Origin of the sequence: Catenulispora rubra (assembly GCF_015356825.1) — a bacterium.
GTDB lineage: Bacteria > Actinomycetota > Actinomycetes > Streptomycetales > Catenulisporaceae > Catenulispora > Catenulispora rubra.
Genome location: NZ_JAACYW010000015.1, coordinates 29,766 through 48,705 on the forward strand (window position 1 = coordinate 29,766; position 18,940 = coordinate 48,705).

General features: G+C 64.5%; 19 protein-coding genes and 1 pseudogene. 13 read left to right on the forward strand and 7 right to left on the reverse strand.

The genetic code is table 11. From position 1 onward, the window contains the following. Positions 1 to 52: 52 nt before the first annotated feature. From GWK61_RS06940 to GWK61_RS06955, 4 genes are all read right to left on the reverse strand, one after another. Positions 53 to 1,537, reverse strand: coding sequence for a tyrosine-type recombinase/integrase (locus GWK61_RS06940; RefSeq protein ID WP_194906193.1), 1,485 nt, complete (start codon positions 1,535 to 1,537; stop codon positions 53 to 55). Positions 1,538 to 1,896: 359 nt separating this feature from the next. Further along, positions 1,897 to 2,775 carry a methionyl-tRNA formyltransferase gene (locus GWK61_RS06945; protein WP_323747441.1) on the reverse strand — a complete coding sequence of 293 codons (879 nt, stop codon included), beginning with the start codon at positions 2,773 to 2,775 and terminating at the stop codon, positions 1,897 to 1,899. A gap of 1 nt (position 2,776) precedes the next feature. Continuing rightward, complete coding sequence (locus GWK61_RS06950) at positions 2,777 to 3,304, reverse strand: DUF6879 family protein (protein ID WP_194906195.1); 528 nt, start codon at positions 3,302 to 3,304, stop codon at positions 2,777 to 2,779. Between the two features lie 140 nt (positions 3,305 to 3,444). Next, a complete protein-coding gene (locus GWK61_RS06955) occupies positions 3,445 to 3,645 on the reverse strand; it encodes a hypothetical protein (RefSeq protein WP_194906198.1) in 201 nt (66 codons plus the stop codon). Between the two features lie 819 nt (positions 3,646 to 4,464). On the opposite strand from GWK61_RS06955, the gene GWK61_RS06960 reads away from it, so the two are divergent. Next, positions 4,465 to 6,219: a tetratricopeptide repeat protein gene (locus tag GWK61_RS06960; protein WP_499699825.1), complete on the forward strand. Its 1,755-nt coding sequence runs from the start codon at positions 4,465 to 4,467 to the stop codon at positions 6,217 to 6,219. Positions 6,220 to 6,591: 372 nt separating this feature from the next. Beyond that, positions 6,592 to 8,253 carry an IS1182 family transposase gene (locus GWK61_RS06965; protein ID WP_194906202.1) on the forward strand — a complete coding sequence of 554 codons (1,662 nt, stop codon included), beginning with the start codon at positions 6,592 to 6,594 and terminating at the stop codon, positions 8,251 to 8,253. A 227-nt stretch (positions 8,254 to 8,480) separates the two neighbouring features. Here GWK61_RS06965 and GWK61_RS06970 read toward each other — a convergent pair whose 3' ends face one another. Continuing rightward, positions 8,481 to 8,927, reverse strand: a complete 447-nt coding sequence (locus tag GWK61_RS06970) for a hypothetical protein (RefSeq protein ID WP_194906204.1) — start codon at positions 8,925 to 8,927, stop codon at positions 8,481 to 8,483. 552 nt (positions 8,928 to 9,479) lie between these two features. Between GWK61_RS06970 and GWK61_RS06975 the strand changes: the two genes are divergently transcribed. The 11 genes from GWK61_RS06975 (at position 9,480) to GWK61_RS59325 (ending at position 17,951) form a co-directional block, all read left to right on the forward strand. Beyond that, positions 9,480 to 10,079, forward strand: coding sequence for a prepilin peptidase (locus GWK61_RS06975; protein ID WP_194906206.1), 600 nt, complete (start codon positions 9,480 to 9,482; stop codon positions 10,077 to 10,079). A gap of 361 nt (positions 10,080 to 10,440) precedes the next feature. After that, a complete protein-coding gene (locus GWK61_RS06980) occupies positions 10,441 to 10,803 on the forward strand; it encodes a hypothetical protein (RefSeq protein ID WP_194906208.1) in 363 nt (120 codons plus the stop codon). Positions 10,804 to 11,608: 805 nt separating this feature from the next. Beyond that, positions 11,609 to 12,478 carry an SAF domain-containing protein gene (locus GWK61_RS06985; protein WP_194906210.1) on the forward strand — a complete coding sequence of 290 codons (870 nt, stop codon included), beginning with the start codon at positions 11,609 to 11,611 and terminating at the stop codon, positions 12,476 to 12,478. After that, positions 12,478 to 13,248 carry a P-loop NTPase family protein gene (locus GWK61_RS56080; RefSeq protein WP_228561870.1) on the forward strand — a complete coding sequence of 257 codons (771 nt, stop codon included), beginning with the start codon at positions 12,478 to 12,480 and terminating at the stop codon, positions 13,246 to 13,248. The genes GWK61_RS06985 and GWK61_RS56080 overlap by 1 nt, the downstream gene beginning before the upstream one ends. Further along, on the forward strand, positions 13,245 to 14,582 hold the full coding sequence (locus GWK61_RS06990) for a TadA family conjugal transfer-associated ATPase (protein WP_323747442.1): 1,338 nt from the start codon (positions 13,245 to 13,247) through the stop codon (positions 14,580 to 14,582). Before GWK61_RS56080 ends, GWK61_RS06990 begins: the two co-directional genes overlap by 4 nt. Then, positions 14,570 to 15,517 carry a type II secretion system F family protein gene (locus GWK61_RS06995; protein ID WP_194906221.1) on the forward strand — a complete coding sequence of 316 codons (948 nt, stop codon included), beginning with the start codon at positions 14,570 to 14,572 and terminating at the stop codon, positions 15,515 to 15,517. Before GWK61_RS06990 ends, GWK61_RS06995 begins: the two co-directional genes overlap by 13 nt. 5 nt (positions 15,518 to 15,522) lie before the next feature. After that, complete coding sequence (locus GWK61_RS07000) at positions 15,523 to 16,413, forward strand: type II secretion system F family protein (protein ID WP_228561876.1); 891 nt, start codon at positions 15,523 to 15,525, stop codon at positions 16,411 to 16,413. A gap of 38 nt (positions 16,414 to 16,451) precedes the next feature. Continuing rightward, the gene (locus tag GWK61_RS07005; protein ID WP_194906236.1) at positions 16,452 to 16,694 is read left to right on the forward strand and encodes a hypothetical protein; all 243 of its coding nucleotides are present in this window, start codon (positions 16,452 to 16,454) and stop codon (positions 16,692 to 16,694) included. Beyond that, complete coding sequence (locus GWK61_RS07010; protein ID WP_194906238.1) at positions 16,691 to 17,125, forward strand: TadE family protein; 435 nt, start codon at positions 16,691 to 16,693, stop codon at positions 17,123 to 17,125. The genes GWK61_RS07005 and GWK61_RS07010 overlap by 4 nt, the downstream gene beginning before the upstream one ends. Next, positions 17,122 to 17,535 (forward strand): TadE family protein, encoded by a 414-nt coding sequence (locus GWK61_RS07015; RefSeq protein WP_194906240.1) that lies wholly within the window; start codon positions 17,122 to 17,124, stop codon positions 17,533 to 17,535. The genes GWK61_RS07010 and GWK61_RS07015 overlap by 4 nt, the downstream gene beginning before the upstream one ends. A 38-nt stretch (positions 17,536 to 17,573) precedes the next feature. Next, the gene (locus GWK61_RS59325; protein ID WP_323747443.1) at positions 17,574 to 17,951 is read left to right on the forward strand and encodes a pilus assembly protein TadG-related protein; all 378 of its coding nucleotides are present in this window, start codon (positions 17,574 to 17,576) and stop codon (positions 17,949 to 17,951) included. 51 nt (positions 17,952 to 18,002) lie between these two features. On the opposite strand, the pseudogene GWK61_RS59330 reads toward GWK61_RS59325, so the two are convergent. After that, positions 18,003 to 18,458 (reverse strand): annotated as a pseudogene (locus GWK61_RS59330) (helix-turn-helix transcriptional regulator); the annotation flags it as partial. A gap of 48 nt (positions 18,459 to 18,506) precedes the next feature. Further along, entirely contained in the window at positions 18,507 to 18,938 is a 432-nt protein-coding gene (locus GWK61_RS07030) for an ATP-binding protein (protein ID WP_194906244.1), read from the reverse strand. Positions 18,939 to 18,940 lie beyond the last annotated feature (2 nt).

Genomic DNA, 18,940 nt, shown 5'->3' on the forward strand with positions numbered 1-18,940 from the left:
TGGCCACTACTGCGCTGCTGTTCTGCCGCTCCCAAAGCCGTATCTCTTGGCGTCATCGAAGTCTTACGGCTCGTCGTTGTTGATGGGCCGCCGCCATGTGTGAGCGCTGATTGCGATGGCGAGAGACGGCGTGAGGTGCCGTGGATGCAGCCGACTCGTCGTCTGTCTCCTCGAGCACCAGGGCAATACGATGCCGGTCCCGTTCATGTTGGCCGTCGATGCACTTGGCGTAGGTGCTGAGCAGCATCTGGACGCTGTGGCCGGCCCATTCGGCAACCTGGGGCGCGGCCACGCCTGCGTTCAACCAAGTGGAGACGCAGGCGTGCCGAAGATCGTAGGGACGTTTCCCGAGTGGTGTCTCGAACTGGGCATCTGTGAGTACAGCCCTGCGCGCCCGGGACCAGATTCCGGCGAAGGATCCGTATCTGATGTCTCCGCCGTTTGCCCGGACGAACAGCCGTCCGTCCTCGGCGGTTCCGAAGCGTTCGATGTGGTTGCGAAGATGGGCTACGAGTTGGGGGTGAGCGGGCACGGTTCGGCTCTCGCTCGCATCCCGATGCTTCAGCGCCTTCCTGGGTCCGTTGGTTCCGTCATCGGTCCAGGCTGCACCTACATAAGGGGCGGACTCTGCGAAGCACAACTCGCCCCAGTCCCGCTCCGGCAGGACGCAGTCCTGGACACGCAAGGCCAGCGCCTCGGAGGGCCGCAGGCCAGCGAAGTAGACCGTCGCGAAGAACGCCACATAGCGCGGCCCAGTGCCTCCGAGGTCCTCCACGGCTGCAATCAGCCGGCGCGCCTGGCTTGGATTCACGACGACTCGGCGATCAACGGCAGTCGTCCTACGCGGCCGTGGCGTGCTCAGCCGCTCGAGGGGGTTCCGTTCAAGCAGCCCGAGTTCGATTGCGTAACGGATGGCGCCCGACAGTGCCTTTATCTTGTTCCTGTGTGTAGCGACGGCATACGGTTTCCCGTCAGCCGCGATGAGCGTCGCGTCGTAAGCTGCCCGCAGCGTCTGCGGATTGTTGAGCATGCTCACCTGCAGCGAATGCGTACGCGTCCATGCGACGGCCGAGGCATATTCAGACGGCGGGGCGCCAGCTGCCCTAGCTGTTCGGTTAAACGACCAGTTCAGCAGAGCTTTGAAACACAACTCCCGATCAGGACCGCCACGCTCGCGGCTGGTGAGTGCCAGGGTGACCGTGGCCATGGCCGTAGCGATGGTTCGACGGGATCCCGGCTGTAGGCTCGGCCACTTCATGTCGATGAAGGCCACCGCGTGGTCGTACCATGTCGCCTCGACAACCGCCTTGCAGGTTTCACTGATGGGCAAACCGGTGTAGATATCGAACGGCACTTCGCGTCGAACAGCGTTTCTTAACTCCGCGTGTCGCTGCAGGGCGGGCTGCTTTACCTTATAGGTCTTACAGAACGTTTGTCGGCTCACTCGCCACCGCACGGTGTAGGTCTTGCCTCGTGCGCCATCGTTGATCCGGATGCTCCAGACACGGACATCAGTCGTCTCTGCCAACGGGCTCACGCTTCTCTCGTATGTCGAGTCAATCGCATGGCATATTTGTCGGCATTTCTGGGCAATTCCCAATAGCCCGCGAGAGTGATTCGGCTAGGCCAGACAGGTACGCCATATTCGGCACGTCCCGCTAGGAACGCACAGCGCTCACGCCACCGGATTGTTGCTCGTCAGCTTCGACAGCCAGGCTGCGGCAACGATCGCTTCAGGCGTTTGCGGCGGCTTCGTGCGGCGCATGCTTGAGCACACCCAGGCCACCTCGAACCGCTGCACACATGGTGAGGCGTGGCCTCACCGATGGCCCGCGCTCAACCAGAGGTTGAGCGCGGCGGCGGAGTCACTCGGCTTCATCCTTGGCGACTTGGCTCTCATGGCGGTGAATCCGTGGGCTCGGACTCGATCACCCAGAGGGTTCCGGTTCCGCAATCGACGGCCAGTCCGTCGGCTGGCTCCAGGCTAGTTCGGATGAGACGCCGCCACTCGGTGCCGATCTTGGCAACAGGGTAGTGCTGGGAGCGCATATAGCGGTGAGTTCTTACTTGATTGTGGATCTCGCGTGCGCTCATCGACCAGTCGACGACGTTGAAGTCCTCCTCCATGAACCCGGCGTAGCTGCTCATCGACTCATCCTGCGGCGACCCCGGCTGCCCGGCCGCGGCGAGGCTCAGTGATGTCGTCAAGAGTTGCTTGATCACGGGCATGGCGTGTTGGCAGTAGCCGGCCCACGTGATGTCGTCGTCGAGCGGGATTCCGTCTTGTTGAGCGAGGATGGGCCCGGTGTCGAAGCTTTCGTCCATGCGGTGGACTGTCACTCCGCCGTTCGCGTCGCCGTTTCGGATTGCCCAGAGCATCGGTGCTGGGCCCCGGTACTTGGGCAGCATCGAGACGTGCACATTGAGTGCACCGAGCCTTGGGATCGCAAGAACGGACGCCGGCAGCTTCCAGGCGAAACCGAAGACGATCAGGAGATCGATTCGATGGCTTCGCAGGGCGCTTGCAAGCTGGTCGATGGTGCCAGGGAGGATGAAGTCCATTCTCGGAGGAAGAACCTGGAGGATTGAGGCGGTTGCCTGCTCCGCGTCTGTGAGGTTCGGTTGACCTGGCCTCAGCGAGCGACCGTAGCAGTAGACGACTGGTTCGAATCCGGATTCCTCGCAGGCTTCATGGATCGCGACAAATTCATCCTGCCCGGACGAGATGATGGCGACTCTCCGGCTGTCTGTCATGGCCGACGTGTCGACGACCACTTCAGCGGACTACGTAGTCGTCATGCGGAGTGGCCAGGGCCCACACCGCTTCAAAGGCCTCCGAACAGAGCCTCGCCACCTTCGGGTCTGAGGTCAGTTCGTTGCCAACCCAGCCGCCGTCACCGGTGAAATGATTGAACAGCGCCGTCGCGCCATCGAAGACCCAGAAGTCGTTGCCTGGCAGCGCAATCCCTGATGCTTGCGCTCGAGGCAGCCATCGGACTTGTTCGCCGGCTTCGATGTTCTGCGGAGTGCCGAAGTGTTCGAAACGAATGTATTCAGTGGCTGGTTCTGAGACGATTCTGGCACGTCGCAAGCTCACACCTCGACTGGCGGTTTTGCGCATCAGTTCCAGCCAATCCGCCTTGCTTTCAGCGTCATCGCGTGCGGTCCATTTACCGGCTCGCCATTTCGCGATGTCTTCCAACTCTTCTTGAACAGCGTAGTTATCGCGCATCTCCAGGTGGCAGGCCGTTCGCTGGCAGCCGTCGAAGAGCCGCGTCCAGCCTTCGAGGTCGAGAGACTCCATCAAGTCACCCTTCGGCAAGTCGTCGGACGGGACGCCAGTACGGACGGCCGTGCCTCCGCCACTGGCCGTGACGCCGACCGATAATACCCACGGCGACCTCGTCTGCGCGGGAACACGCGAGACGCGGCTCCGCTGGATGATCAGACGTCTTCAGGAAGGTATTCGAACAGAGATACGGGCACCCGGACGACCGCCTCGCCTTCGGGGATCGTCATCTGAGCCAGATCAGCGGGGTCGGAGACGATGTAGCCCTGGACGATGAAATCGCCGCTGTCCTCGTCCCGGTAGAACCGAGGCGAACCGCCCTGACCTGTGGATCCGCCAACGAATGAGATACGCACGGGAGCCCCGCTTCCGGGAGTGGACAGATTCTACTAGCATGACACTGCGATAAGAGCTTTGCGTCAACCCTCGTTAGGTGTCAAAGCGTGTTCACCAATGCTTAACCTGACTGACATGGAGTGCGCTTTGTGCGCTACTTGAGTCGTCTTGTGTGTCAAGAGTGGCGGGAGGGCCTCTAGCGAATGGACGGGGAATCGTCCGAGTCTGTGTCCGGGACGCGTTCAGAACTTTCCGGGTCAGCTGATAACGTTGTTCAGGCTCGTGATGTCAGTGGCGGTGTTCATTTTCACGTTCCACTCCGTGAAACCGCCTCGCGCCCCGCTCAACTACCGCCGGAAGTTCATGGTTTCGTCAATCGAGCCCGTGAGCTGAACACACTGGACGCCCTGCTGAGCAGCCAAACTGGCCAGCCTGGGGCCGCCCGCATGGCAGTGATCGTCGGTACGGCGGGCGTTGGAAAGACAGCTTTGGCAATACGGTGGTCGCACCTGGCCCGCACACAGTTCACCGACGGTCAGCTGTATGTGAACCTTCGTGGATACGACCCGGGGCTGCCGGCTACGGCGATGGACGTTCTGGGGCGCTTTCTCCAGGCTTTGGATATGCCTGTGGCGCGGATACCAGCCGGCGAGGAGGCTCGAATGGAGCTGTTCCGGTCCCTCGTAGCCGACAGATCAATCCTCGTCGTCTTGGACAATGCGGCCTCCGCTGAGCAACTCCGCCCGCTGCTTCCAGGTGGAGGAGCCTGCGCCGTACTAGTGACCAGTAGGAGCCGTATGTCCGGTTTAGTCGTCCGAGAAGGGGCACATCGTGTGAGTGTGGAGACGCTGTCGGAGGCGGAATCGATCGAACTGCTGCACAGAGTCCTGTCCGGCTACCGGGACGACGAGGATGACGATCTGCTCGAGCTATCGCGACTGTGCGCTCATCTGCCGCTGGCCTTGCGCATCGCTGCCGAGCGAGCAGCAGCACGGCCTCGCATGCCCCTGAGCGAGCTGATCGCCGACCTCCGGGACGAGGCAGGTCTTTGGGATGCGCTGTCGGCCGATGACGCGACCGAGTCTGAAGCGGTCAGGACCGTGTTCGCATGGTCATATCGAGCGCTGTCACCACAAGTGATGCGCGTCTTCCGGTTGCTGGGATCACATCCGGGCCCCGAGTTCGGAGTGGCGGCCGTTGCTGCTCTGGCTGCCGTCCATCCGACCGAGGCCCGAAGGGCGCTGGACACTCTGGCAGGTGCGCACCTGCTGGAGGAATGCGGGCACGATCGGTACCAGTTCCATGACCTGCTTCGCGCTTTCGCTATGGACCAAGCTCAGCATGAGGAGCCCGCCGACGAACTGGTCTCAGCCCAGCACCGTGTCCTTCGCTGGTATCTGCACTCGGCCGCGGAGGCCGGACGCAGCGCGACCGGCTCCTACACGCTTCCAGTAGAGCTAGAGCCGCTGCCGCACGGGGTGGCAGTGGCGACTTTCGACAGCCACAGAGCCGCTTTCGCTTGGTACGAGACAGAACGCGACAACCTCATGGTGGCAGTGCGGACGGCGCGTTCTCTCGGCATGCATCGTGTTGCCTGGCAGATCCCCGCTGTGCTGGCCATGATCATCGCAGATCGAGAACCCGGCTCGACGTGGTTGTCCACACAGGAGCTTGCCCTGGACTCCGCGCGAGAGATCGATGACCGCTACGGTGAGGCCATCACATTGGATGATCTCGGCATCGCCTGCCGTCACCTGTTCAAGCTTGGCCAGGCGGCTGGATACTTCGAAGCTGCGTCTACGACCTTTCGCGAGGTAGGCGATAGATCCGGCCAGGCCCGCGCTGTGAACGGACTTGGCGTCGTTCGCATCTTCGGACACCACCTCGACGACGCGCTCGATGACTTCCAGCAAGCGTTGGAAACCGCGCGCGAACTCAGCCATCGAGCCTTCATCGGCTTCTTCACTAGAAACGTCGGTTGGGCGCTTCTCGAACGTAGCGAACTGGACGCGGCTGAACGAACGCTTCGAGAGGCCACCCAGCTACTTCAGGACCTGGGCGAGCCGTTGGAAGTCGCCGAGTCGCTGACTCTGCTCGCCTCCGTATTGCGGCAGCAGGGACGCGCGCAAGAAGCGCGGGATGCCGCCGAGAGCGCCTTGCGGACCGCTGGCGAACTCGGCGGAAAGCTCTTCGAGGGACTCGCCTTGCTGGAACTAGGCCGGATCGCGATGGCGGATCCTGATGTGGGCGACGCGCTCGCGCGCCTACAGGAGGCTGCAGCGCTCTTCTGGCGGGTCGGACGCCTGGATCTTCAGGCTGTGGCATGGAATGCCACAGGCCAGGTGTATGTCATGGCAGGTCGCCCGGATGACGCCGCTCAATTCTGTCGCCGCGCCGTTGCCGCGCAGCGCGAGCGCGGCGATCGCTGGCAGCTCGCGCTTTCGTTAGCGAGCTTGGCTGATGCCGTCGAGCTAGGCGGCGCGTCGGCGGAGGCTCAAACTCATCGCAGCGAAGCAGCCAGCCTGCTCCGGGAATTCCCCGATCCGGAGGCTCGGGCTGTCCATGCCCGCGTGCTCAGCGCCATGGAGTCTTGACGACTGATGAGCGGACTTCCGCGTCCGGTAGTGGTCGCTTCATAGATCGGCGGTTTAGAAGGCGCAGGGGTCTGCGATGCGGTCAGTTGAATGTGATCGGCCCGGTCACATCCCGGGACCGCACCATGGGACCGTGCACTGTCCCTGAGACCGTGCTCGAAACATCGCCGGCCCCGGATACGACGATTATGGTGGCGGAGCGATGCCAGTTGCCCAAGTCGGAGGCAAGCGCCGGGTCGGAAGCAGCCGCGGTCGCCAATGAAGGACTCTGTCGGGGATCTTGTTCGGTGACGGTCTCCTGATTGGATCAATGCACTGCTATGGTCCGGATCTTCATGGCATGACAGGTTGTCGGATCCCAGGGTGGTGCAGATGTCGGTTCGTCCTCGTTCGGGTGCCGAGGTTCCGGAGTTGACCGTGCGGGTGGCTCGGGCGGCCAACCCGAAGGGGACCACCGCGATGTGGGTGCGGGATCGGCTCGAGGGCTTGTGGTCGGATGAGGACTTCGTCGGCTGGTATCCCCGCGACGGGCGGCCCGCCTGGTCTCCGGCGCAGCTGGCCACCGTGTGCGTGCTGCAGTTCCTGGACCACCTGTCCGACCGGCAAGCCGCCGAGGCTGTGCGCTGCCGGATCGACTACAAATACGCGCTGGGGCTGGAGCTGGAGGATCCCGGGTTCCATCACAGCGTGCTGAGCGACTTTCGTGATCGCCTGGCCGAGGACGGCCGGGCCGACCGGCTGCTCGACCTGATGCTGGCCCGGTTGAAGGAAGCCGGCCTGGTCAAGGCGCGCGGACGGCAGCGCACCGACTCCACCCGGGTGCTGTCCGCCGGACGGGAGCTCACTCGGCTGGAGCTGGTGACCGAGGCGGTGCGGGCGCTGCTGGAACACCTGGCCACGGCCGCGCCGCAGATCCTGGACGAGCTGGTGACGGCCGACTGGAGCCAACGCTATGGCCGGCAGGTACGGATGTGCAGCCAGCCCAGCCACCCGGTGGCCCGGCTCACCCAGGTCGGCGCCGACGCCGACGTACTGCTGGAACGGGTCTACGGCCGCTTCGGCGAGCAGATGCCGCCGCAAGCGGACGTGCTGCGTCGGCTGCTGATCCAGCACTTCCTGACCGACGCGCGTGGCAAGTTCCGGCCCCGCACCGAGCGCGACGGCCTGCCGCCGTCTCGGATCCGCATCCAATCGCCGTATGAGACCGAGGCCCGCTGGGTGCGCCGCGGCGACACCCGCTGGACCGGCTACCTCCTCCACGTCACCGAGACCTGCGACGAGGACCGGGTCAACGTCGTCACCGACGTGGCCACCTGGGTGTCGGAGGCCGACAGCCAGGCTCTGCCCGGCATCCACGGTCGGCTCAAGAAGCGCCGCCTGCTCCCGGCCGAGCACCTGGTGGACGGCGGTTACGCCTCCGGCGCCGGGCTGGCGGACGCCGACCGGAACTACAAGATCGCGCTGGTGGGGCCGATCCACAACAACAACTCCAAACAGGCCAAGGCCAAGGACGGGTTCGCCAAGGAGAACTTCATCATCGACTTCGACCGGCGCGAGGTCACCTGCCCGAACGGCAAGGTCAGCGGCAACTGGAACGAGATCCCGTCGATGGCCCCCTACACCGTGGTCCGGTTCGGCAAACGCCAGTGCGGACCCTGCCCGGAGAAGGCCAAATGCACCAGCGGCGAGGCTCGGACCATCAACTTCCTGCCCCGCCGGATCCACGAGCTCCAAGAGCGCAACCGCGACGACCAGCAGAACTCCGCCTGGCGCAGGCTCTACGCCCTGCGCAGCGGCACCGAGGGCACCATCGCCGAGTTCGCCGTCGGACACCGAGCCCGCCACTGCCGCTACCGCGGCCAGGCCAAGACGCACGTCCAGCACGTCCTGACCGCGATCGCGGTCAACATCGAACGGCTCAGCCAGCAAGAACCCGCCGACTCCGACTACCGGCCCCGGACGCCCACAGCCTTCCAGCAGTACCTCGACGCCCACGACCTACCCCGCCCGGTCTGGTGGCGCCAAGGAAAGTGACCTTGCGGCTCAAGATTCCCGACAGAGTCCTTCAATGGGTGCAGTTCGTCCTGAGGAACTGTCGATCGACGTCGGTGGCGCGACTGCTCGCGAAGGCTGACGGTTGTCGTTGCGCAGGACGAGCTTGTTGTTGCAGGTTGGCCACGGTCCGGTTGTGCAAGTCGGTTGATCCCGCGCTCAACCCGGTGCCGCCGGATATGGATCGCGCGAGCGAAGGCCGACGAGAATCAGTGGCTGCCCAAGCTATGTTTGACGACGCTAGCGCTGGCCGCTTCGAAGGCTGCTCGTGCCGTTTTGAAGCGAAGTTTGCGTGCGTCGAATTCGCCCGAGTCACTACTGCCGCCCCGCCAGTATTTGCCGAGCTCCTCGCCAGCATCTTCGAGCTCCTCCAGCGCCTGCCTGAGCCTGTTGTCAGCGCTCAGGATCCGCAGCCGCGCAACCGCAAGCCGGTCCGCCTGGAGGTCCCAACCGTCTACTCTGCCGACGAGGCCGAGTTCTTTCTCCTCCCAAAGACGGTTGGTGTAGTCGTGAGCGAGCGCAACTACCAGGGCGCACTGCTCCAGCAGAAGCTCTCCGCCGCGTCTCCTTGCTTCACTGCGTCTGGTCACCTGTTGTCCGACAAGCGCAATTGTGGCGCCGACGACAGCTGCAGCGAGAGTTATCCATGCGCTCATGCCAGTCACGATGGCGGTGGTCTCACCGACAAGCAACAAGCAAGGGGGCCGAGGACGGCCGTCCGCCACGACCCCGGCCGCCCTCCGGCCCCACTACTTCCCCCTCGACCACACCAGCTCGTACCAAGCGGCTACAGACCTCCCGAATGGTCACTCAACGAGAACTGCATCCGTCTCCAATGACTCGGCCAAGTCCGCGATCCCCACGGCGTCCGCCGGGTTCTCAAGCTCAAGCAGGACGTCCTTGCCAGCCTCGGACCAGTTCCTCCGCTTCTTAGCGATCCGGACCAACGCCGCCCAGCTCTGTCACCCGGCTTCCCCGGCGGCCGTATCCAGCACCTTCGATAGCCCCCCGGCCAGCATCTGCGCCGTAACGATCTCGATAGTGCAGTCCTCCGTTGACCCGTCCAATCCGAATACCGGATTGGATGTTTAATTGTCGGGTCTTCCCAGGGCGTACGGCACAGACACTTCCCACTGCCCTCGAGCCGCCAGTTGTTCTAAATTGGCGCTTTGATTGAGTCAGCGAACCGCCGATTGGTTGGGCCGTGGATGCTAGACGACGCCAGCCCCGAGCTGGATGGGGACCAAGTACGGATCATGGTTGTTGAACACCGAGTGCGGGTGATCCAGGCAACGCGACCCTTCGTGGTGTGCGCGGCCGTTGTCGCGGTGTTCACCGCCTTATTGATGGTTGAGCGCCTCGGTATGGCCGCTCAGCTTCCTGCATATCTGTACTTCGTTGTCGTCGGCGTGCCGTTGGCGACGATCGATGCCACGACAGGGAAGCTGCCAAACCGCTTGACGCTGCCCTCTTATCCGATCCTCGTCATCATGCTCAGCGCCGCCGAGATCGCGTCCCCGAACCAAGGATCGACGGTACGGGCAGCAACAGCTGGGGTTCTACTCGTGGCCTTGTTCATGGTGTCCGCGTTGGTGCGCGGAGTGGGGCTGGGCGATGTCAAGTTGGCTGGCGTGCTCGGCCTGGTCCTCGGCTTCCGAGGCTGGACGACGGTCTACATCGGCATGCTTGCGGCCTTCGCCCTCGCGGCAATCTTCATCGTCTTCAGCGGTTTCCGCCCAGGAAGTCGCGAACGCATCCCGCTGGGGCCGTTCTTGGTGGCGGGAGCTTTGATCGCTGTCCTTCTCTGAACCAGCCAGATGGATCTGTTGACCAGGCGGCACTTCGATTATCCCTATAGTTACCACTTTCGAGTGATATCAGCGTTTTGTTGCTTTCCTCACGTTTGCTGATGGACTGAAGTGGTCGTCATCAAGTTCTCGAGTCGGCGCGGCTCGCATGGACACCTGACTCGGGAGGATCGCTGTGGCGGGGAAGCATGTTGGTCATGCGGCTCTCGTCGTGTACGCCATGGTCACGGTACTGACCGCCGGCTGCGGTAACTCGACGAGGCCACCGTCGCCTACGCCAGCATCGGCGCCGACCTCCGTCCTGCCAACTGACCCGGCGTCTGTCGCGAGCCGAGATGCATTGGCTGCGTACGACGGGATGATGGCCGACTGGACGGCTGTGTCGAAGACTTCGAACTATCAGGATCCAACCCTGACACGCCATACCAGCGGCGATGCGCTGTCGAAACTCGTCCGAACCGTCGCCGCCGCACAGGCCGCGGGTGTCGTGAGCAAGGGCCAGCCCGTCGACAACCCACGAGTCGTGAAGTTGACGCCGCAGGGAGCTCCGACAGAGGCGATCTTGACCGACTGCGCTGACGGGTCCGCCTGGCTTCAGTACAGGACCGACGGGGCCAAGGTTCCTGGCGTCGGGGGTCGCCACGCGGCTGATGTGCAAGTTGATGACATTGACGGCGTGTGGAAAGTCACCAAGTTCGTGTTCCATCCTGCAGGTACATGCTGACCTCGGTGGGGGCGGTCGCGATGGCTCTCGCGACTGTGGTCTCGGCCCCTGTCCCTTCCCCGACGGCATCCGGCCCTGCTGGTGAGCAGTCCAAGTCTCCGGTCATCAGCGACACGTTTGCCGAGGTCAACTGCCAAAGCGCAGAGTGCGACCTGGGCGCGGGTTCCACGCCGGCCACCAGCGCCACTGCTGTGTCACCTGTGGCCCCAGGAACAGCGCAGACGCCGCGCCCCCTCTGTCAGTTCATGCCTGACCCGGACTTTGTGCCGCCGCCGACTATGAGCCCAGGTGACGCGCACAGGGGCGAAGCTGGTTCATGGATGTTGAGGCAGTGCTCCGGACCTGCAATGGACGTGATGGGCAGAGCCCCGATGCCGACGGTCGGTGAGGTCGTCTGGGTGCCGAAGGTGGCTCCCCTGACACCATCCGCCCTTGCCCAAGTCGCGTACAAGGAGCTGAAGCCTCCGACTCCGACACTGGTCTTGAGTCCCCCGAATACACGACCAGAACTGGTCGGGATGCCGCTATGGCTCTCGATCCCCGCTGCAACTTGGGCTCCGGTGACCGCAAACGCGTCGGCGGGCGGAGTCTCCGTGACCGCGACGGCAACGCCCGCGTCGGTGATGTGGTCGATGGGTGACGGCGGGAGCGTGACATGCCACGGACCGGGAACGCCCTTTCCGTCTGATCCATCGGCGCATCCCCCGCTGTTGTCCCCAACCTGTGGATACACCTATCCGCGGCCGTCGACGACTTTGCAGGGCGCGTCGTTCCCGGTCACCGCGACGGTGGATTGGCAGGTGGCGTGGTCTGGGACTGGGAACAGTGGCGGGACCTTCCCGAACCTGCGCACATCGTCTGGCACGCAGGTGCAGGTCACCGAGGTCCAGGCACTGGTCACCGGCGTCTCCAGTTGACGCGATCGACGACGAAGAACACACAGGACACGTATATGACCACGCAGACTACGCGCCCGGGCCAGGTTCCGCCCGGAAGCACCGCCCCCGATCCATCCCGCCAGGCAGGCAAGAAGCAGCTCAGGACGGGACTGTTGTCTGCCCCGCGCAGGATGCAGCTGCCGTGGGCGATCGGCGGCGGTCTGACGGTCGTCGCCACGACGGTCGGCTTTTCCACCGGGTCAGGACTCCTCAGTGAGAAGTCCCCCGTGCTCGTGGTAGCGGAACCGCTGGCCGCAGGCCAGACGATCACCTCCGATGTGCTGCGCACGATTCCTGTGGCTGCCGACGCAGGCGTGGGGACTATCGACGCTTCGCTCGCCTCGAAAGTGGTCGGACGGACGGCAGCCGTGCCGCTGACGCCGGGAACGCTGCTGAACGTTACGGACATCGGGAAGTCGACGTTTCCGCCTGCCGGTCAGGCCGAGCTGGCTGTGGCGCTTCGGGCCGGCGCCTACCCGCTGGATCTGGCGGCCGGTGACCGGGTTCAGGTCGTGGTCCCGAGCGACAGCCAACCTGCGACGCCGGCGACCAATCCTGCGACAGTCGCCCCCGCGCCGGTCCCGACGTATGCGGTGGTGACGAAGGTTGGTAGAGCCGACGGTCAGGGCGAGATGGTCGCCGATCTACTGATGGACCAGAACTCGATCCAGAAGGTCGCCTCGGCCAGCCCGACTGAAGTATCCCTTGCCGTACTGCCGCCATCAGCGGGCAACTGATGCTGTTCGCGGTGGGATCGTGGCGCGGCGCGCCGGGCGTGACGACGACCGCGCTCGCGCTCGCCGAATCCTGGCCTGGCCCGCAGAGCCCTGTGGTTCTGGAGTGTGATCCGCGCGGCGGTTCCGTGGCCTGCCGGTTTCTTATCCCTGGATCCCGGACGGTTGAAGCCCTGGCCAGCGCTGCCAGACACGGCGGCGATGCCCGGCTGCTGGCCGAGCACACTCGCACGACGTCAGCTGGAGCCGCCGTGGTGACGGCTCCGGAGGACGGCGAGCGGCTGCGTCCACTGATCGCGGCGTTGGCGAAGCCAGGCGGGCTGTTATCGACAGTCGCTGCGGACTCGGGGGCTGTCATGTTCGCTGACTGCGGGCGTTTGGACCCACGTGACGCCGAGACCCGGGCAGTACTAGCCTGCGCCGAGTCTCTGATCCTCGTGATCCGGCCGGTGGTCGAGCACGCCCTTGGACTCAAGGCTGTCCTCGGGCAGATCAGGGAGCTTCATCGGGACGTCGGGCTCGTATTGGTAGGCCCTGGTTACTCGTCGGCTGAGCTGACATGGCTGCTGGAACTGCCCGTTTGGGGCACGTTGCCACTGCTGCCAACAGGCACAACATCCCGGGCTGTGGAGCGGCTCCGACGCGACCGCACCCAGGCCGGGTTCCGAGAGGCCGCCGCCGGCGTTGCAGACGTGCTCATCGAACGAAGACTCGTCGCTGGCTCTGCTCCGCACGCCGTCCGCATGGCCGAAGAAGTGGGAGCTTCCGCGTGACCGAGATCAATCTCAAGTCGGAAGCCGGGATCGGCTCGCAGATCGCCACCGCCGTCGGCATCCGACTGGCCGAGCTGTGTCAGGAAGAGGAGGAACTCGCGGGGCGACCGGTCCCCGAGCTCCGCCAACGGGAGATTGTCGCCGCGATCACCGAGGACGAACTCGCGGCGCACGCCAAGCGGTCGTTGTCGGTCGGGGCACAATACCTGGACGCCGAGGCTGAGGGGCGGATCGCTGGGCAGGTGGTCGACGTGCTATTCGGCCATGGCGGATTCCAGCCGTATCTAGATGATCTGTCCATTGAGAATATCAACTGCAATGGGTGCGACAACGTCCGTCTGAGGTTTTCCGACGGCCGACGGGCGGAAGGAAAGACGCCGGTCGCGGCCTCGGATGGCGAGCTGATCGAGCTGATCCGCATGCTCGCGGCTCAGCCGGGCGCCGAGGAGAGACGGTTCGACCGGGAACAACCGAGCATCAACCTCAAGCTGGGAGACGGCTCGCGGTTGTTCGCCGCGATGGGCGTATGCGACCGGCCAACAGTCTCCATCAGACGTCACCGTTTCCCTGACGCAACGCTCGCCACGCTCCGAGATCTGGGCACGCTCGACGACGCGTTGTACGAGTTCCTGCGGGCCGCCGTCCGCGCGAAGCTCAATATTCTCATTTCCGGCGGACCGGGTTTAGGCAAGACGACCATGCTGCGCGCGCTCGCCTCAGCGATCCCGCCGGACGAGCGGCTGATCACCATCGAAGACGTCTATGAACTCGGGCTATACGATCCGGAGCGGCATCCCGACGTCACTGCGTACCAGGTCAAGTACCCGAATACCCAAAACGTCGGCGGTATCAATCAGGCCGAGTTGGTGCGGATGGCGCTGCGCGGCTCGCCCGACCGCGTAATCCTCGGGGAGATCCGGGGCGAGGAAGTCGTATCGGTATGCAACGTGATGTCACAAGGTATTGATGGCAGCATGGCCACGATTCACGCCTCGGATTCACGGGGTGCCTTCGGAAAGCTCGCCTCCTATGCTGCACAGGCTCCCGAGCGGTTGTCGTCGGCATCCACGGCTTTGATGGTCGCCAACTCGGTCCATCTGGTGATCCAGCTGAAGTGGTCCAAGGGCAGGGACGAGGACAAGGTCCGGGTGGTGTCGTCGATCCGGGAGGTCACGAACGCTCGCGGCGAGGACGTCGTGTCGAACGAGATCTTCAAACAGCGTTCGGACCGACGCGGGGTGTTCAACGTTGCTCCGAGCGAGGAGAAGCTGGAGTTGTTGGAGGAGGCCGGATTCGACTCCGCGTGGTTCAACGTCCCGGCATGGGTATCGTGAACGGCCTGTTCGGCGCGTTGTGCGGGGCGGGGTTCGGGATCGGTGTGCTGATGGTCCGCCACGCCTTCCGGCCCAAGGCGTCCCGCAGCCGTACAAGCCCACAGCTGGCTGTGAAATTCGACCTGCGTCCACTGCTCTTCAAATGGCGCAGGCTTCTTCTCTGCCTGGCAGCTGGGATCGCCGCCGTCGCCGCCACCGGCTGGCCGGTGGCGGCAGTGTTGGCTGCCGCCGGGTGCTGGTGGCTTCCGGCTGTGCTCGGGCCAGACAGGGAATCCGAGCGGATCATCGCTCGCACCGAAGGCTGCGCCGGGTTTGCCGAGATGCTCCGGGACACTCTGTCGGCGGCTTCCGGGCTGACTGAGGCAGCACTCGCTGCGTCTTCTGTACCGCCGAAAGCGATCGAGGTACCACTACGCACTCTGCACAGCGACCTCCGGCACGGCGTGAAAGTCACCGAGGCACTCGGGAAGCTGGCCGACACGCTGGTCGATCCGATCGCGGACCTGATCTGTGCCACTCTGATCCACGCAAATGGAAGGCCGTCGCGTAACCTGCCTGCCACGCTCACCGCGCTCGCCTCCGAAGCCCGCGACCAGGCGCTGGCCATGCGCAAGACGGTGGCCGCCCGTGCCCAGATCCGCACCGCCGTCCGCGTGATCACCGCGGTCATTCTCGGCATCACGATCCTGCTGCTGGTCACCGACTCCGCCTATCTCGATCCGTTCTCCACCGCAGCTGGGCAACTTGATCTCGCGGTCGCCGGCGGAATCTTCGCTGCCGGATTCGCCTGGTTGATCCGCATCGCCCGTCCGGCCTCCGTGCCCAGGTTCCTGACCCGGCTGGATGCACTGAATCAGGCCCCAAAGTCAGACGATTTGCCGCCTACGATCCCACCCCGGCCCCGGGCCGCACGAGACACGGAGGCGACGCATTGATCGCGATGCTGTGGGGCGCCGGGTTCGGCCTCGGGCTGACGGCCCTCATCTACGGGATCCGGCCTCCGGCCATCGGCCTGGCCGAGGCCGAACGGATCCTCGCCAGCGAGACTCCTGCCGACACGCCGACTCCAGCCGCCTCCGCGCGGCCCGGCCTGGAGCATCGACTGACTGCCCCGGTGATCCGGGTGCTGTCAGCGTTCGGCCTGCCAGGCGACCGGCTCATGATCGACCTGGCGCTGACCGGCCAGGACCCCGAGACGTTCCTGACCAAGAAGGTCACCGCCGCCGTTGCCGGATTGCTCATGCCAGCCTTGTTCCAGCTGATGCTCACCGCCGGCGGCGTCGGACTGTCGAACCCAGTCGTGGTCGGCATGGGCCTGGTGCTCGGCGCGACTTTGTTCCTCGTCCCCGACTTCGACACCCGTGCCAGAGCCCGCACTGCGCGGGCCGAGTCCCGCGCCGCGCTGGGCGCGCTGTTGTCGTTCGCCTCCACCAGCCTGCAGTCCGGAGACGGCATCGAGGAAGCCCTGGCCAGCGCAGCCGCGATCGGCTATGGGCCGAGCTTCGCCCGCTTCCGTGCCGCCGCCACGAAATCGAGGCTGGCGCGACGCTCGATCTGGGACTGCTACGGCGAACTCGGCGACGAGATCGGCCTTCCAGAACTCTCCGAACTCGGTGCCTCGATCAGACTGGCTGGGGCCGAAGGCGCACGCATCGCCGACTCTCTGACAGCCAAGTCCGCAGCGTTGCGCGGACGCCTCCAGGCCGAAAACGAAGGTCAGACAGCCTCAGCCACCGAGATGATGCACATTCCGGTTGGCCTGATGCTCTTCGCGTTCCTCCTGATCCTCGGCTTTCCATCTGTCTACCGGATCATGACCACCTTTCAGTAACCGCCTGCCATCCCCCAAGAGAATGGAGCACCCTGAAGATGATGTACCGCCTGGCCGCGGCCTACGCCGTCCGTGTCTCGACACTGCGGGAACGCGCTAGCAGTCAACTCGAACGCATCGCTCAGTCCGACCCCGAAGCCGGTGACGCACTGCAGACAGCCATCATCACCGCAGCCTTTGCGCTGATCGCCATCGGGGTCGTGACGATCATCGGTAATGCCGTGATCGCTAAGGCCCACAGCATCAGCCTCGACACCCCGAACCTCAACAATAATCCGTGACCCGCTCGCAGAAGATTCCGCTGACTAGGTCCGGTCGTGCCCTGAAGTCTCGAGCCGCCGACGACGGCTCATCGATGGTAGAGATGGTCGTGATCACACCGGTGATGATGCTCGTGCTCATGGTGATCGTGCAGTTTGCGGCGTACTTCTGCGCCCTGCACGTCGCCCAGGCCGCCGCCGCGCAGGCGGCGGCCGGCACCAGCAGCGAGCACGGCCATACCGACGACGGGACATCGGAAGCGCACCGGATTTTGGGAGCTGTCGGGGCTGGTTTTCTCACCGCCACCGACGTCGCGGTCACTCGGACCGCGACACTCACGACGGTGCGGATCTCCGGCGCCGTTGTGACGGTCGTGCCGTTCCTCCACCTGAAGGTCTCCTCGGTCGCGCGTACTCCGAACGAGGCCCTGACCACCGCCGCCGCATCATGACGTCGCGGGACCGTGAGGAGGGCAGCGCGGCCGTCGAAATGGTCGTCGCCACTCCTTTGTTGATACTGGTGGTGCTGTTCACCGTCGGTCTGGGGCGCGTAACCGAGGCCCAGATGCTGGCCGAGACCGCCGCCGGCTCAGCTGCGCGAGCTGCGTCGCTGGCCCGCAGCGCGGACCAGGCCGTCGTCGCTGCGCACGCGACGGTGCAGGCCAACAGCAGCGTGTCGTGCCCGAACCCGAATGTCATCGTCGACACTTCCGCATTCCGCCCAGGTGGCACTGTCGCAGTGACAGTGGATTGCCATCCGCGGCTCGCAGACATTACCGGCGTCGGCTTCCCAGGGACAGTGCAGATCAGCGAGCGGATGGTGTCCGGGATCGACACCTGGCGTCAGTCGGACGCTCCGTGATCCGCGCGCTGAGATCCCAAGACCCGGAGAATGGATCGGTGACGGCGTTCATCGTCGTCGTGTTCGCTGCGCTATTGCTGTTCACCGGTCTTGTCGGCGACGGCGGATCCGCTCTGGCGACGCGGGTTCGGGCGCTGGACGAGGCGTCTGAGGCCGCTCGCGCCGGAGCCGAACAGCTCGATGTCGGGATCTTCCACCGCACTGGGACACGCGTCCTGGACGAGACTGCCGCCACCGCGGCGGCCAAGCAGTACTTGGCGGCTACTGGTGACAGCGGAACCGTCACGTCGACCACTGATGCCGTCACCGTCACCGTCGCCGCTTCGCACCACACCTGGCTGCTTGAGCTGATCGGCATGAGCACCATGACAATGCACGCCGCCGCCACCGCGCACCCGGAATCCGCCAACTCCTGAGTCCAACCCGGCGGCATGCATATTGATCGGCCGCAGGGTCACGGAACACTCCAGCTTGTGCGCCCAAACGATCAGCGCAATCGGTCTCGGAGGTACGCGAGCGTGCTCCCATCGTTGGATCGAGTCCCGACTGACGCCGACCAGTAGACCGAGTTCTTTCTGTGTCAGCCGCCAGGTCAGTCGATGGTTCTTTAGAGGCACCGCCAGTCGCCGTCTCTGGAAGGCCTCCCAGGTCTCGCGAGTCTGCGGGCGTGGTGGTCCTTCCCGCAGCTCGTTGTCCCGACCGACGATCACCAGACGTTGGCCGAGCTCGCGCGACCACTGCATCAGATGTTCCAAGGTCGGCTCCATGAGCCCGGTCTCCCACTCGGAAATCGCTCTTCCCCGAACCGGCAAGCCCGACGACAGGGCGTTCTGGGAAAGCCCGGCATCCTGTCGTACAGATCGCAGACCACTGACGATCCACGCGAGGTTCTCTTTCGCCCGAGCGTCAACTTGCAGCGTCATGCGCGCTCCCGCTCCTGCGCACCGTCCGTGAAAACTCCCAGGCACCGTTCACGCAGGGATCTCCCGGGGCTTCAAAATCTCGACCCATACCGCGCGGCCGGCCTGGTCCCCGAGCACGCCCCATTGCGACGACACCGCCGCGACGAGTGCCAAGCCTCGTCCGGCTTCGACCTCGTCGCCGAAGGCGTCGAGGTCATCGATACTCTCGATCGGTTTCGGCTCGCAGACGTGCAGCTCCCTTGGCCCGCCGGCATCATCCACGCGGACCTGCCATCGGTTGGGGAATGTTGCAAGATGCAGCGTGAACTGCCCGCCAGGCTCGCCGCTGTCACTGTGCCGGACAGCGTTGCCAGCCAGCTCTGAGGCGACCAGTTCCACCAGATCGGCACCTTTGTAGTCGCCGATCACCTTGCGCGTGAACTTCCTTACTTCGGAGACGTGTTCAGGACGCCCGTCGAAGGTCTTGGACCAGTAGGACACCG